The organism is Pseudobutyrivibrio xylanivorans (genome assembly GCF_008935055.1).
Taxonomy (GTDB): Bacteria; Bacillota; Clostridia; order Lachnospirales; family Lachnospiraceae; genus Pseudobutyrivibrio; species Pseudobutyrivibrio xylanivorans_A.
Window position 1 is genome coordinate 1 of sequence record NZ_CP043030.1, and the last position, 15373, is coordinate 15373.

General features: G+C 36.3%; 18 protein-coding genes and 1 pseudogene. 14 read left to right on the plus strand and 5 right to left on the minus strand.

Annotated features, from left to right (window positions below):
* The first annotated feature begins 41 nt into the window (after positions 1–41).
* Positions 42–338: a hypothetical protein gene (locus FXF36_RS15690; RefSeq protein ID WP_151625984.1), complete on the plus strand. Its 297-nt coding sequence runs from the start codon at positions 42–44 to the stop codon at positions 336–338.
* A gap of 625 nt (positions 339–963) precedes the next feature.
* On the opposite strand, the gene FXF36_RS15695 is transcribed toward FXF36_RS15690, so the two are convergent.
* From FXF36_RS15695 to FXF36_RS15705, 3 genes are read right to left on the minus strand one after another with little or no spacing between them, the layout of a single operon-like run.
* Positions 964–1542, minus strand: a complete 579-nt coding sequence (locus FXF36_RS15695) for a GDSL-type esterase/lipase family protein (RefSeq protein ID WP_151625986.1) — start codon at positions 1540–1542, stop codon at positions 964–966.
* Positions 1539–2021 carry a GNAT family N-acetyltransferase gene (locus FXF36_RS15700; RefSeq protein WP_151625988.1) on the minus strand — a complete coding sequence of 161 codons (483 nt, stop codon included), beginning with the start codon at positions 2019–2021 and terminating at the stop codon, positions 1539–1541. Before FXF36_RS15700 ends, FXF36_RS15695 begins: the two co-directional genes overlap by 4 nt.
* Positions 2011–2706, minus strand: coding sequence for an alpha/beta hydrolase (locus FXF36_RS15705; RefSeq protein ID WP_151625990.1), 696 nt, complete (start codon positions 2704–2706; stop codon positions 2011–2013). The genes FXF36_RS15700 and FXF36_RS15705 overlap by 11 nt, the downstream gene beginning before the upstream one ends.
* Positions 2707–2948: 242 nt before the next feature.
* Here FXF36_RS15705 and FXF36_RS15710 point away from each other — a divergent pair, with 242 nt between their 5' ends.
* From FXF36_RS15710 to FXF36_RS15750, 9 genes and pseudogenes are all read left to right on the plus strand, one after another.
* The gene (locus tag FXF36_RS15710) at positions 2949–3191 is read left to right on the plus strand and encodes a hypothetical protein (protein ID WP_151625992.1); all 243 of its coding nucleotides are present in this window, start codon (positions 2949–2951) and stop codon (positions 3189–3191) included.
* A 15-nt stretch (positions 3192–3206) separates the two neighbouring features.
* On the plus strand, positions 3207–3605 hold the full coding sequence (locus tag FXF36_RS15715) for a hypothetical protein (RefSeq protein WP_151625994.1): 399 nt from the start codon (positions 3207–3209) through the stop codon (positions 3603–3605).
* A gap of 21 nt (positions 3606–3626) precedes the next feature.
* A complete protein-coding gene (locus tag FXF36_RS15720; protein WP_151625997.1) occupies positions 3627–4385 on the plus strand; it encodes a hypothetical protein in 759 nt (252 codons plus the stop codon).
* Between the two features lie 61 nt (positions 4386–4446).
* A complete protein-coding gene (locus tag FXF36_RS15725) occupies positions 4447–5424 on the plus strand; it encodes a DNA/RNA non-specific endonuclease (protein ID WP_151625998.1) in 978 nt (325 codons plus the stop codon).
* Between the two features lie 17 nt (positions 5425–5441).
* Entirely contained in the window at positions 5442–6317 is an 876-nt protein-coding gene (locus tag FXF36_RS15730) for an AAA family ATPase (protein WP_151626000.1), read from the plus strand.
* 50 nt (positions 6318–6367) lie between these two features.
* Positions 6368–6798, plus strand: a pseudogene (locus FXF36_RS16965) (hypothetical protein); the annotation flags it as partial.
* Positions 6799–6822: 24 nt separating this feature from the next.
* Complete coding sequence (locus FXF36_RS15740; protein ID WP_151626002.1) at positions 6823–7035, plus strand: hypothetical protein; 213 nt, start codon at positions 6823–6825, stop codon at positions 7033–7035.
* Positions 7036–7315: 280 nt separating this feature from the next.
* On the plus strand, positions 7316–7636 hold the full coding sequence (locus FXF36_RS15745; protein ID WP_167511446.1) for a helix-turn-helix domain-containing protein: 321 nt from the start codon (positions 7316–7318) through the stop codon (positions 7634–7636).
* Positions 7637–7649: 13 nt separating this feature from the next.
* A complete protein-coding gene (locus FXF36_RS15750) occupies positions 7650–8885 on the plus strand; it encodes a glycerate kinase type-2 family protein (protein ID WP_151626006.1) in 1236 nt (411 codons plus the stop codon).
* A gap of 292 nt (positions 8886–9177) precedes the next feature.
* Here FXF36_RS15750 and FXF36_RS15755 read toward each other — a convergent pair whose 3' ends face one another.
* The gene (locus FXF36_RS15755) at positions 9178–11409 is read right to left on the minus strand and encodes an EAL domain-containing protein (RefSeq protein ID WP_151626009.1); all 2232 of its coding nucleotides are present in this window, start codon (positions 11407–11409) and stop codon (positions 9178–9180) included.
* Positions 11410–11861: 452 nt separating this feature from the next.
* Between FXF36_RS15755 and FXF36_RS15760 the strand changes: the two genes are divergently transcribed.
* The gene (locus tag FXF36_RS15760; protein WP_028243359.1) at positions 11862–12449 is read left to right on the plus strand and encodes a nuclease-related domain-containing protein; all 588 of its coding nucleotides are present in this window, start codon (positions 11862–11864) and stop codon (positions 12447–12449) included.
* Between the two features lie 133 nt (positions 12450–12582).
* Here the strand turns inward: FXF36_RS15760 and FXF36_RS15765 are convergent, their stop codons facing one another.
* Entirely contained in the window at positions 12583–13455 is an 873-nt protein-coding gene (locus tag FXF36_RS15765; protein WP_151626010.1) for a LysR family transcriptional regulator, read from the minus strand.
* A gap of 123 nt (positions 13456–13578) precedes the next feature.
* On the opposite strand from FXF36_RS15765, the gene FXF36_RS15770 reads away from it, so the two are divergent.
* Genes FXF36_RS15770 through FXF36_RS15780 form a run of 3 tightly spaced genes read left to right on the plus strand, consistent with a single transcriptional unit; the run spans position 13579 to position 15368 of the window.
* Positions 13579–13800: a hypothetical protein gene (locus FXF36_RS15770; protein ID WP_151626012.1), complete on the plus strand. Its 222-nt coding sequence runs from the start codon at positions 13579–13581 to the stop codon at positions 13798–13800.
* A 12-nt stretch (positions 13801–13812) separates the two neighbouring features.
* Entirely contained in the window at positions 13813–14814 is a 1002-nt protein-coding gene (locus FXF36_RS15775) for an alpha/beta hydrolase (protein ID WP_151626014.1), read from the plus strand.
* 11 nt (positions 14815–14825) lie between these two features.
* Positions 14826–15368: a flavodoxin family protein gene (locus tag FXF36_RS15780; protein WP_151626016.1), complete on the plus strand. Its 543-nt coding sequence runs from the start codon at positions 14826–14828 to the stop codon at positions 15366–15368.
* The last annotated feature ends 5 nt before the right edge of the window (positions 15369–15373 follow it).

Sequence of the window (15373 nt, forward strand, 5' to 3'; positions counted from 1 at the left end):
GTTCGGCAGAAGGGCATGTATATCATGTGTTATCCAGTAGAATGAGTACGCAAGCGATGGGCTGGAGTAAACATGGAGCAAATCAGATGGCTCATCTGCGTGAGTATTATTATAACGATAAAGACATGTTAGAACTTGCAAAATTCCAAAAAGAAGAACTGCCGATGGCAGCGGGAGCAGAAAAAGTTATATTGACTGCTAATGATGTCCTGGCATCAGAAAAAAACAAGAGAAGTCAGCTATTGCGAGAATACGGTAAATATTCAGAGGCAATTCATTCAAGCATGAGTGTTCAAAATAGTAAGCAGCTATTGTTTATGTTGAATGGAAAGCTGTAAAAAGAAAATAACACCTGACGGTGTTGCCTTTAATAAACGTGCTTCGCACAAACCTAATCTTTCATTTGCTTGATTTACAGTGTATCTGCCCAGAAATGGGAGTCAAGGATGCTACGCACCGAAGGCTGAAGTCCTTGACACCCATTTCAAGGCAGATAAAATATCAACAAGCAAACGAAGGATTAATTGTCGTACAAAAAAGTACGGCTTTTAAACCAAAATCAGAGGCCTGCGGAGCAGGGCTTCCTTTTAGAATAGAAAAATAGTAAGATAATCACAAATCTAATTCTTGTCACAAAAACACAGGGATAGTCTTTTCTGTGATTTCCGAGTACAAATTTACGCTGCCGTTGAGTTTTAGGGTAGTTTACAAAAGAGATTAAAGTCTTTATAATATGAGTTAAGAAAAGGCGCTACCGATAGACGGTGGCCTAGATTAATTAAAACGTTTTAAGCCGTCCTAAGTTTTCCAGGCTGCAGGACGGCTATTTCTTTGCATTGCTATCTCGGCCAACTTTGTAGCCGATTCCAAATGCTGTAAATAATAATCCAGTAATAGCTACAAATTGCTCTAATGTTAACATCAAAGTATTCCTCCTAAAAACAATCGAACATTGACATTATCTTATAAGATTTTTTCTAGGCTTTTTATAAAGCATTCAGCAAATCTTTTATGTCCCTCAATAGAAAAATGAACTCCATCAGAACCCATTTCAATATTCCATTCACTAGCATCGAAGGTGGTGATGTCATATTGTTTTGCTAGTTCGAGGAAGCGCTGGTTCATCTCGATGCAGCAATCGTGATAACGCTGCATTTCTGGTTCCATTACTTTGATGTAAGGTGGAGCTATTAGGATGAACTGAGCTTTACAGTTTTCTTTGACATAGCTTAGGATTCTATCAAGCTTTGTCACAGCTAGCTCTATATTGGGATTGTAAGTTAGCAAGATGTCATTGGTTCCAAGCATCATGACAAAGACATCACCCTCAGAAAGGTCAGTAAGAAGGTTGGTGAAGTAGCCATATTCCACGGATGGAAGCTGACGACCGTTCATTCCTTCCTCGATGACATCAAAGCGGTCTACTAAGATATGGTGAACTATTGTGGCCCAGCGTTCATCTTCAGCATATCTACCAACAAGGAAATCTCTTGGATCATAACCGTATGTATTTGAATCTCCAAATAGTATTAGTTTTCTCATAGTGTTAATCTCATTTGATACCAGGTAACATTACCGTGAACCGATTCACTTATGCCTTCATTTATAAATCCAAACTTAGAATAGTAATGAATAAGTTTATCCTTGCAAGTAAGGAGAAGACCTTTACGACCTTGAGCTCTAGCATCTGAAATGGCTTGTTTAATAAGCTCTCCAGCGAAGCCTTGGTTTCTATAGTCAGGGAGCGTATTTACGCCAAAAATCATTTGCCATGCACCTTCTTCACTATGCATATCAGCTTTAGCATACATTTCATCGGTAAGGTCAGGCTCATCAGTGCAAAAGCCATCTACGAAAGCTATAAGCTTGTCATCATCAAACATAAGCCAGAAGTGATTGGCATAATGCTCGAGTCTATCTCTGAATTCATTCTCAGTAGCTGCTTCTGTCGGTGGAAAACATTCGGCTTCAATTGCAGAAATGGCTGCAAGGTCATCTATAGTTGCGGTTCTAATTATCATTTTTAATCCTTTCAATACACCAGGAAAATCCTTTTGCGGTACGGGTATCAGCCTCTTTAAAGTGATTACCTTCATTCCACTCTAGGGTAGAATCTAATTCATTTGATTGATAATAATCACTGAGCTCTCTAATACATTTACCTACAGTAGACATAATAGGGTTTTTAGCTCTTTCTTCCCTGTCACCTAGACTTAGATATACATGGTTAGCAAAAATATCTTTGCTCTTAGCATACTCAAGAAAACTAGGGAACCATACTGAAGGAGAGGCCGCAGCTATTGCTGTAAAAGCATTTGTTTGGTAGGCACTCCAAAGAGCAAATAATCCAGCAAGAGAATAGCCACCCAAAATGATTGGGGTATCTTGTGGTATATCATATTTTGTCTTCACTGTAGGAATGAGCTCTTTTATCGCAAAGGAAAGTGTATCATTAGCCCCGTCTCCAAAACCTTCTTTTCCAAACACAGGTGGTGCAGGCCAAGGGGATAAATCTTTGTTCCAGTCATTGACGCTAAAGGCAACAAGCATAAAAGGATTATCTGTATGTTCTGCTATATATTTGGTTTCAGAGTCTAGCAACTCGTAATCATGGGAGTCTACTGGCTGAACAAGTACAACCTCTGGGGTTTTATCCCAAAATGCTATGCAGTTTCTGGTTTGTATTTGAAAAATCTCTTTAGTCATTTCATAACTCCATAAGAATTGTATTGGATAAATTGAGAATAGCCATTATTTGCTTATTTTTCAAGGGCTGAAAGGTGTCCAATTTATAGGGCCAATGGAGAGTACAATTAAAATCAGAAGAGAACCCTTAAATATCTATTGAAATATGAGAGGTGCAGGATGGTTATTTTATGTATATTGATTTTTCCATTTGCAGTATTGGCAGAATTGATGAAGATGAATAAATAGCTTGGGGGAAAAGGATGATCACACTAGATAAAGCTATAGAGATAGCAAAGGACTTTAATTTGGATTATGACTCTTGGGAAGAATATAAGGACCTATATTTCTTCTATAACAGTAAAAGGGAATGTAGCTATGGTGGATTTGGTGGTCCAATAGTAGTACTGAAAAAGGCTGGTGAGACAAGAGCATTTAGTCCATGGGCCATAAAATATCCAGAGACTATGTCAAAGTCGAAATTTATCACTGATGGAACATGTTAGTCGGAGGAATAGAATATGAATAAGATGGATTTATTGTATGTTGAGCCTAAAGAATATTTCTCTAAAGAGATGTTAGAGGTTTTGCTTAAAGATGATAATGACAGGATTCGCCAGTTTGTATCGAAATATCCTTGGACATTTGCTAAGACCTATGCAGACTTTGCTCCACATGAATATTACGTTAAGGACAAGCTTGATGAAGAGGGCAAAGATGAATTTGTATGGTTTGTGGAATACGTTAGAGAGAATGGTTTCGACTGTAAGTTTGCAAGTAAAGAGCATACATATTATGAGTTTGATGGCCACTATTACTGGACTATGGGGGATCTAATTGAAGATACTATTATTCTTAATAGATGTGATAAAAGTAACTATGTTATCAAACAAGGTTCTATGAATTATTTAAAAGCGTAAAAAGGCTAAGTGAGGTGCAATATGCCATATATCCCAGATGAACATAAACAATATAATTTATTACCAACAGCAAGAAAAAATGGATGGGAAGTATTTGAATATGACAGTAGACTTCTTTCAGAATTAGAGGATTTGGGTTGCAAAGAATTGATACCATATCATCCAGCATCTTATGAGACATATTTTGAGGAGATAGATGAATACAAGAAAAAATTCCCTGAATTGGAAGAAAAACTCGAAGAGTATAAGCAAAGCATTATACATGTAAATGATAAAAGTACATGGGGGATAGTCAGGTACAACGGAGAATCAAATTTAAATTTCACCAAGGGGCAGTGTTATTTTGTTCCTATTTTTGAAAACAATGGAAAGTATATTATTGGTGGAGTTATTGATGATGAAGAGCCTGCATCTTATGCAGGCTTTAGCGGGGCAACGGAAGCGAGAACACATGAAACTGAGGATGGCGTTGTGTTACTAGATCAAGTGGATTTTAGCATGCCTACTTTTGAAATTGTGGTTGATTATAAGAATGTCTTGGCCAGCAAGCCTAATATGTTTACCTTACCTAAAGAAGAGAAATTAGTTTTAACTGGAGAATTATTTAAAACTAAATACGGGACAGTTCTTGTTTTTAATGAACAAGATTGTATTTTGAAGGTTGGAAACATCATATGCTATGAAGGCGCTGATTATGTTATTAAACAAGTTATACCTCCATCAAAACCTGATGTAAAGTGGTCTATTGTTATAGAAGCGCAGTATGAAACTCCTATCTAAAAGTCGTGCGTAAAAATAGTATAATATACTAAAAAAGTGAGCGGCTATAAGGAGGACTAGAATGAGAAAGAGATTATTATTTTGCCTTGCAGCATGCACCATATTAATAGGTGGCTACATTTTTTATGGTACAAGCGATGCAGGCAATGAAGAAAAGATAATACAAATAGAGGAGACAAAAGAGGTACCTACAACAGGAACGACTGTTGCGGGCACAGAATCAACGACGTTTTCTATTGATCAAGTTGGAGCCTATTCTGGAAATCCATATATAGCAATCAATAACAATGTGCCATATTTCGCTGATTCCGAGATGACTAGAACAGATGCCTTTGAAACGTACAGTAATCTAGATTCATTAGGAAGATGTGGCGTAGCCTATGCCAACATATGCAATGAATTAATGCCTACAGAAGAGCGGGGCGAGATTGGTAGTATAAAGCCAAGTGGATGGCATACAGCAAATTATCATGAGTATATCGATGGAACTTACCTATATAATAGATGTCATCTCATTGGATATCAGCTCAGCGGTGAAAATTCTAATGAAAAGAATCTTATTACAGGCACAAGATATTTAAATGTACAGGGAATGCTTCCCTTTGAAAATGAAGTTGCTGACTATGTGGAAAGTACAGGTAATCATGTACTTTATAGAGTTACACCTATATTTGAAGGCAATAATTTAGTAGCCTCAGGTGTACTAATGGAAGCATACTCTGTTGAAGACCAAGGAAAAGGTGTGATGTTTAATGTCTATTGCTACAATGTGCAGCCTGGTATCATAATTGACTATGCTACCGGTAACAGTGAGTTATCATCTGATGCTACTCTAGCGAATGAACAAGTTTCTACTGAGACAACAAGCAACAATGGCGTAGAAATGAATTATGTGCTTAACACAAATACAAAGAAGTTTCATAATCCTAATTGTAAATCCGTAGTTGATATAAAGGATAAAAATAAGCAGACATTTCAAGGTTCAAGGGAAGAATTGATTGATCAAGGCTATGATCCTTGCGGTAGATGTCATCCATAAAAAGAGGATATATACGAATGGTTTATTTGAAAAATTTCTATTTTACATCGGGACTGGCAGAGGATATGTTCCTAAATTCTATACGAAGAACTTGTTATGACAGTTTTTATCCATTTCAGATACTACCACAAAAGGGAATTGATGAAATAGGCTTCAAGGATATTACAATTCTATATGGTGGCAATGGTTCGGGAAAGAGTACCATGCTCAATATAATAGCTGAGAAGATTGGTGCTGATAGAATGGCTCCGTATAATCGATCCAACTTTTACGAAGATTATCTTGAACATTGTGACTTAGATTATGCAAATGCTCAAATGGAGGAAAAGCTAATCATTACATCTGATGATATTTTTGACTATATGTTGGATATCCGCAGATTAAATGAGGGTATAGATAATAAGCGCGAAGAAAGATTTGAAGAGTACATGGATTACAAGTATAGTTCATATCAGCTTAAATCTATCGATGATATTGAGGAGTTGAGAAAACACAATGCAGCTAAATCAAAGACTCAGTCTCAATATATAAGAAAAACGTTAATAGACAATGTCAGAGAGTATTCAAATGGAGAATCAGCTTTTAGATACTTTACTAGAAAGATAAAAGAGAATGGTATTTATATTCTAGATGAGCCAGAGAACAGCTTATCTCCAGAAATGCAGTTGGAACTGGTAAATTTCTTAGAGCAGTCAGTTAGAGGATTTCGATGTCAGTTTATTATTGCAACACACTCACCATTTATACTGTCTATACGAGATGCTTTAGTTTATGACTTGGATAAGAATCCAGCTGGGCCAAATGACTGGCATCTACTAAAAAATGTACAAGAATACTATAAATTCTTTATGGATAGAAGAGAAGAGTTTGAAGCTATAGGAGAACAGCTGTAATGAGTAAGTATGATCCTTTAGGCGACTATTTGCGATGCTGCAATAAGTCAGTAATATCACTTTCATTTGAAAACAGCCAGGCAAGAGAGCGAACCCAGCTGTTGATGGATATTGCAAATCAGGAGAACGGTATAGTAATTGGTACATGAGATTTGTCGGAACTTGCCCTAGGCTGGGCCACCTATAACGGGGACCATATGAACTCCATGATTTCTTCCTGTATCACATGCTGAGGCTGGCACAGACACCTGCAAAGATTTTCCACCTTGCCCATATCGCATTTACGAATCAGTATGATGATGAAACAATCTTAAAATGGGAGAAGTCCTTCTATAGAAGATTTTTCGCACAGCATTTCAAGAGAAGTTGTTTGCCAGATGGGCCAAAGGTTGGTTCAGTGGCAGTTTCTCCAAGAGGAGATTTGTGTATGCCTTCAGATGCCTGCGCAAACATTTGGTTAAAAGAACTGGAAGAGCTTTAAATGACCTAAGGGGAGGTTTTTACAATGGCAGCATTTGACAAAGTGAAATGTGGAATTCCTCAGATGGATGAGGCCATCGACTATATTCGACTAGGGGACAATGTGGTTTTCAGGGTTTCCTCACTTGAAGCGTTCAAACTGTTTTGTGAGATTCCACTATTTCATCTAAGACAAGATTTTTCAAAATGTATCATCATCTTCATAATCAAAAGTATTCATAAGGTAACGGAAATGTGAATCCATGCGAGGATCGGTATGATAATGAATCATTTTGGCTGGGCCTAAATATTGAAACATGACGAACGTATATTTATAACGATTTGGATGAGTTTAATGATATGTTTAATATGGTTCTTTGCTTTTGTATAGCCTAAGATTTAAAATAATGGATAGGATGAATGAAAGGGAGAAGGGGCATGATTAGTAAGTTTTTAGCGGAAAAGTTTATTGAACAGGTAACAGAATACACTTCATATAATGTAAACATTATGGATGGGGGTAATGCATCTGACTTTTAGTGCATCTTAAAAAGAGTCTTTATCATACTCTAAAAGATGTTTCTTTAGCTCTTGATGAAAAGAGAGTAATCATCTTTAAAACTATGCCTGACACAGTTAGCGAATTGTTCTCTGATTACAAATACATAGTTGGAGAGTATTTGCATTTCATTACTCCAATGCGAGATATGGCCAACATGTTTTATATCTTTGAAAGCAAATTCCCAGAAGGAAAAATAGATGATTTTATAGAGACCGTTGGAGCTTTAAGCAGAAACAACTTCAACTTTAATAAAGCAGCTCAAGAGTTATTCATACATAAGAATACATTAATAATGTGATCGAGGAAGTTTTATGAATCAGAAATTAAAGAATGATATTGATTATATTGTTGAAAACACAATAAAAGAAGTTCTGCCTGATGAGGCGGTTACTAGAGCTCTTAACAATTTCTCTTACGGAAAAGGTAAAGTGATTCTAGTAGCTGCTGGAAAGGCGGCTTGGCAAATGGCCGCAGCAGCAAAAAAGGTTCTTAAAAGATTAGATGGCGGCATTGTAATAACAAAATATGATCATGTTAAAGGCAATATTGAGGGGATACAATGCTTTGAAACAGGGCATCCAGTACCTGATCAAAATAGCTTTGATGCGACAAAAAAAGCTATTGAATTAGTGGAAGGTTTAACAGAAGATGACACGGTTATATTTTTACTTTCCGGTGGTGGAAGTGCTCTGTTTGAATTGCCATTAATTTCTGGTGAAGAACTACAAGACATTACAAAGCAGTTACTTGCTAGTGGTGCAGATATAGTAGAGATAAACACTATTCGAAAGCGTCTTAGTAAAGTAAAGGGCGGCAGATTTGCTTTAGCATGCGCTCCAGCCAAAGTATTTAGCATTGTGCTTAGTGATATAGTTGGAGATCCGCTTGATATGATAGCAAGTGGCCCGGCATATCCGGATTTTTCTACATGTGATGAAGCAAAGGAAATAGTTCGTAAATACAATATTAAGCTTTCTAAGGATGCTGAAGAGCTATTAGATAAAGAAACTCCTAAAGAATTAAAAAATGTTGAAACTCACATAACTGGATCTGTACGAGAGCTTTGTAGAGCTGCTGCTAGCAACAGTGGAAAGTTAGGTTACAAGCCTATTATTCTGACAGATGAGCTATGCTGTGAGGCGAGAGAAGCAGGAAGTTTTCTTGCTAGCATCGCAAAGACAAAAGCAAAGGACAATGAAAGGCTGGCCATTATTGCTGGTGGAGAGACAGTGGTTCATCTTACTGGTACAGGTAAAGGTGGAAGAAATCAGGAACTTGCACTCAGCGCTGCTATAGGAATAGCTGGAAATATAGGCATGGCAGTAGCATCAGTTGGCAGTGATGGAACAGATGGTCCAACAGATGCCGCTGGAGGCTATGTTGATAACGAGACTTATCAAGAATTACTATCTAAAGGAATCAATATACATGATGTTCTTAAAGATAACGATGCATACAATGCATTAAAAGCAGTTGATGGTCTGATAATAACTGGTGCAACAGGAACGAACGTGAATGATGTTGCTATAGCACTGATTGATATCTAATGAATATTATATGATTATAGTGCATTATTTAGGTTTTACGAAAAATTAAATATTGTCCAATAATATACCCTTCTGTGATATATACTTTTTCCAAGTGGATGTTTCAGGTTTTTCAATAGAGCCTCCCTTTCTAAGATATGTAAACTTTATAAAGGATATTTAAGTAATGTATGACTTTTTGTGGGCTACTTAAGGAAAAAGCCCACAAAAACTTGGCTTCGCCAAGCAACATTTTCTTTCAGAAAATATTGGTCTATTTCCGGTTCTTGTTTTTCTGAGGAAAAACAAAAACCTATGCTCTATTGGCGGTTTTATTATTTATGTCATCGAAATCTAATAATTCAAAATCAGTTACAGGCATAGGTTTATAAAAATAATATCCTTGCATTTGTTCGCAATCTATATTTAAAAGAAATTGAGCCTGTTCTTTGGTTTCGACACCTTCAGCAATAAAGTTGAATTTAAGCTGCAAAAGCATTTTGATTATATAGTTAATAATGATTTTGCTTTTTTCTTTGTTCTTCTCGTCCTTTAAAAAGATGTAATCTAGCTTTATTCCGTCAACAGGAACCTCTTTAAGCATATTTAATGAAGAATAGCCACTACCAAAATCATCCATTTCAACAATAAAACCATATCTTTGAAGGGCAGTAGTTGTTTTTAGTAGAAGCTCAGTATCTTCAACATATGCTCTTTCAGTAATTTCAATCCTTAGCTGTGACGGAGCGATATTATAATTTCGTACCAGATTGTTGAAATAGTCCGCAATGTTGTTATTTTTTTCAATGTCATAACGTGATAAGTTTATCGAAATGGAATGTTGGATACCCTTTTCATTCCATCTATGGAGGTCTTGACATACTTTATCCCATATTAAGCAATCTAAATCATAGATAAGCCCTGTTTGTTCCAATATAGGTATAAATATGTCAGGACTTATCCAGCCTAACTTTTCGTGGTTCCATCTACATGAGGCCTCGGCACCAACTATTTTGCTTGTCTTATAATTAACTTGTGGTTGGTACCATACTTGTATTTCATTATTCTTTACAGCTGTTGAAAAATGACCACAGATGTCGGCAACCATTTTACCTTTTTCCCATTGGTCAGTATTGTATATTTCATATCCCCCACCTGAGACAGAATTGCGAGCTTTCTTTTCTGCTAAATGGGCATAATCCAACATCTTATCAACATTAATATCTGAATAATCATCTCTTGTTAAAACATAAATGCCACTGCATAATTGGACTGTATAGTCGATACCTTGGTTTATATAATAGTTCTTGACTGGTTCAAATACAGTCTTTTCTTGATTAAGAAGATTATTGTCGTCAGGAACGATGGCTAGGACTGCAAAATGATCAGCCCCTATTCTTGCAACAGCTTCTTTTTCAGACAGGTAATTCATGGTTTTATCAGCCCAAAAAACTAAAAGATCATTACCTGAATTCATACCCATTTTATCGTTTATAAATTTAAAGTTCTTAATATTGTTATAAGATATTAAATACGTTAAAGTTGGGTTCTCCCTTAATAGCGTTTTAACTTTTTTACGGAAACCATCAAGACTTAAGGTTCCAGTAAGAGCATCATACTCAATTAATTGGCGGATTTGCTCATCTTGCTCTTTTCTTATTGCATATTGTTTTGAAACGAAATGCAGAATAATAAAAACCAATAATAATCCAAATATAATGATTAGATTGCCATAGATATATAAGTAGTCAAAGAAATCATTTTTATACAGACGCCGAGATGTATAATCCAATATAATCGCCTGACGTTGATTATCATTAATCTTAGAAATGCCCACATTAATCTGGTTTATTAGCTCCTGACTTTTGGGGGTATCAACAGCACCAACTCTAAAATCCATTAAGAACATTGTTGTTGGTTGAACTTCTAAATCTGAATATAATGGTTTTTGAAGCACATAACTCCATACATAAGAGTTGTAAAGTAATGCGTCAACATCACCTTTTCGAAGAGCATTCACACAATCAGGCATAGTTTCATACAAAACAAGATTCATACTTGGATACAAAGTGTGAACAGTATCAGCAACACCTGCCATCGATTGTAGCATTCCAACCTTTATTTGTTCTAAAGATTGAATGTAACCGCTACTCAAAGTGACAATCGTGAAAGGTGTTGTCATAAGATTATCTGATACGATTGAAGGTTGTCCTGAGGTACTATTTATAGAACTGCCAAAAGGCATTACCAAATCATAATTAGGGTTGTCTAGTGCGTCTTTAAGTGATGAGTCTTCTATGATCTTAAAATTTACATTATAACCAGCATTTTCTGCCGCAAGACTCATTAAATCAATTCCAATACCTACAATATTTTTAGACGAATCATCAGTATAAAAAATAGGGCATCTATCTGAAGGTACACCAACTATTATGGTTTCCTTATCGGACAAATCTGTAGCCAAAACTGGCCCATTAAACAGGGAAGCAATCATTAATGAAATAAGTAGAAGTACTATTATATTTCTTTTTGGAAATGTCATCATATTAAACCAATCCTTGTTAAAAACAATATTATTTAATAAGTAGGTTTTACATGGTTCCAAACAATTCACCCACTATATACCGTATCTATGTAAGTGTAGCAAATATTTATGAATACTTTGTTAATTACCAGGCTGATTAATTCGTCCAATGAAGAATTGAAATAAGTTGATAAATTCATCGTATGTAGCAATCATAGCCATTTGTCCAATAAAATGCAAAAATATAGCATTCTTTGTTATAATATAGGTGATTTTAGGAAAGTATATTTGCTGCATGGCTTCGGCTGTGCAGCTTTTCGATTAAAATTCTTTTGGGGTGGCAAGAGTACAGTTATGGCATAGACACATTAGTTGCTACTCTTATTGCGCTTACACATCTCAGGTCTGCAAGGCGGTATCTTGATAGTGCGGGGAATTGGGGATTATTGGATAAGTTATGGGAGCTTTAATCAATGAGTGAAATCTATTTAATATCACTTATAGTAGGCATAGTTGCTGTCTTTATACTGATATTTTGGCTAGGTATAAATATTGAGGATCCAGTTGAACGTGCTGGCAAAAGAGGAGAAGAGGTAGCAACTGACATAATTAGTCGAGTATTAAAAGATGATGATATCTTGCTTACAAATGTAAAGATATCGTTTGAGGGAAGCCGCTCTGAAATAGATAATTTAATTATTAATTCTCATGGTGTTTTTATCATCGAGGTTAAGAATTACGTTGGCGAGTTGGTTGGAGGCTTGGACGATTATGAGTGGAAGAAGTATAAGACCACTCCAGGTGGAGATATCTACTGCAAGACAGTAAAGAATCCTATTAAACAAGTTAAAAGACAGATTTACATACTATCCCATATTTTGAGACAGCATAAACTTGATGTGTGGGTAGATGGATATGTCATTTTACTTGAGAAAAACAGTCCTGTAGATGACGATATGATTCTTGAAAGCTTATCAGATATAGATAAAGCTATTCATGGGCTAGGAAGCAATCATCTTTCTGATAGGGAGATAGATATAATTGCAGATATTTTTGATTGATAATAAAGTAATAGGGCGTATAGACAGTAATGTTTATGCGTCTTTTTTATTTTCAAAAATAGAAAGCTTAATAAAAATACGACTAAATCAAAGGAAGGTCATAGCTATTTATATGCCGTGACCTTTTTTTAAATTACTTGAAAGCTTTTTTTATCTGCTCCAGAAACTTATCAGCAATAGGAGTAAAGGTCTGATACTTATTCCATATGAGATATAGGTCTGACTTCAGTTCAGGTGAAAGAGGTCTAAATACCATATCAGTTCCTTCAGTGTTTATCAGATTTTTAAATGTAAGAAGAATTCCGAGGTTTTCTCTTGCAAATACAGAACCGTTATAGGAAAGTCTAAAAGAACCTTCAAGCTTAAGCTCCGGATATCTGTCCTTGGCCCATGTCTTGATTTCATTGTTCCAGCTTTGTTCAGAAACAAATAAAGGTTGTTCAATAAGGTCAGAGACACGGATGGATTTTTTCTTTGCCAGAGGGTGAGATGAAGACATGATTGCTCCCCATATATCTGCTTCCGGAAATTTTACATATTCATATTTATTGCTGTCGGGTGTTTCACAAAGCACAGCAAAGTCTAAAATACCCTTATCAAGCTTTTCCGTAACCTGCTCAGTATCTCCGCTGGTTATGTGATAAGTGAAGTTTGGGTATTTTTCTTTTAATTTATAGATTTCTCTGGCAAGGTATCTTATCTGATAGCTTTCTGCCAGCCCAAGGTAAATATCACCACCAGTTATATCATCCAAAGTATTAAATTCCTGTTCTATTTTATCTGACATAGCCACAAGATCCTGGGCACGGTCACGCAGAAGCATTCCCTCATCTGTAAGGGAAATGCTGAAGCTGTGCCTGACAAATAGTTTTTTCCCAAGTTCTTCCTCTAGAGCTTTTAATGTCTTTGAAAGAGTAGGTTGCGATACATGAAGCTGTTCGGCAGCCTTAGACATGTTTTCTTCCCTTGCAACTGCAAGAAAGTATCTGAGATTTTTTATTTCCATGGCAGACTCCTCTTATAAATACAAACGTAGTGATATTCCAAAAAGGTATATCATGATATTTATTTTATTCATTAGCGAAAATCAGGTCAAGGCTTTAATATAGAAATTGGAAGGAGAACAAAGATGGATACAGAAAAAATTCTTGAAAACCTTTCAGCTATGGGCTGTGATGAAAAAGAAATATGTTTTATGAAAAAAATGTATAAAGAAGGCGATACCGATACACTCCTTCGAGATTTAAGGAAATGCCGGTGCCATCTTATGGATGAACTTCATGATAGCCAGAAAAAAGTAGATAACATGGATTTTCTGATAAGACAGATTCAAAAAGAAAATAATTTTTAGGAGGAATACAAAATGATTAGAAAAGAAGAATTGAACCTTGTAACTGAGTGGGATAAGACATTTGAGAAAAGTGATAAGGTAGACCACAGCAAAGTAACATTTGTAAACAGATATGGAATTACCCTTGCGGCTGATATGTATGTTCCAAAGAATGTAGAAGGTAAGCTTCCTGCAATTGCTGTAAGTGGACCATTTGGCGCAGTAAAGGAGCAGTGCTCAGGCCTATATGCCCAGACAATGGCAGAAAGAGGCTTCTTAACAATTGCTTTCGATCCATCCTTTACAGGAGAGTCTGGTGGAAATGTAAGATACATGGCATCTCCTGATATCAACACAGAAGATTTCATGGCTGCAGTGGATTTCCTTTCATTAAATGAGAAGGTAGATGCTGATAGGATTGGAATTATCGGTATCTGCGGCTGGGGCGGAATGGCTGTGAATACTGCAGCCCTCGATACCAGAATCAAAGCTACAGCTGCTATGACTATGTACGATATGACAAGAGTTAATGCCAAGGGATATTTTGATTCAGCGGATAGCGAAGAAGCCAGATATCAGATGAAAGCCGCCATGTGTGCACAGAGACTAGAAGACTTGAAGGCAGGAGAATATAAGCTTGGCGGTGGAGTGGTAGATTCCCTTCCAGAGGATGCACCATTCTTTGTAAAAGACTACTATGATTATTACAAGACAGATAGAGGTTATCACAAGAGAAGTCTCAATTCCAATGGAGGCTGGAATGTAATTGGCTGTGAATCTTTCGTTAATCAGCCAATACTTAAGTACAGCAATGAAATTAGAAGTGCAGTTTTACTTGTTCACGGAGAAAAGGCACACTCATGCTATTTCTCAAAAGATGCATATGCAGATATGATTAAAGACAGTAAGTATGCAGGCAATAAGGAACTTATGATAATTCCTGATGCGGTACACACGGATTTATATGATGGTGGAGATAAGAATTATATTCCTTTTGATAAGCTGGAGAGTTTCTTTAAGGAAAATTTGAAATAAGGATGGTAAACATGAGTAAAGTATTAGTTATTTCGACAAGCCTTCGTGCAAAAAGCAATTCAGATATACTTACTGAAAAGCTTATAGAAGGAGCAAAAGCATCAGGTCATGATGTGGAGCATATTAGTCTTAAAGGTAAGAATATAGGTTTTTGCATAGGATGTCTGGTCTGTCAGAATACTCAAAAATGCGTCATAAATGATGATGCTCTTGAGATAGTTGATAAAGTTAAGAGGGCAGATACCCTTGTTTTTGTAACACCGATTTATTACTACGAAATGAGCGGTCAGATGAAGACTCTTTTGGACAGGCTCAATCCTCTATATCCTTCAGATTATAAATTTAGAAATGTATATATGCTCTCTGTAGCAGCTGAGAATGAAGAGCTTGTTCCTCAGAAAGCTGAAAGTGGACTTCAGGGATGGGTTGATTGTTTCGAAAAGGCTCAGTTTTCTGGTTCCTTATTCTGTGGAGGTATAGGCGATATGGGTGAGGCATTCGGGAAAACAGAAGAGTTAAACGAAGCTTTCAAGTTTGGAAAGTCTTTAAGATAAAGGAC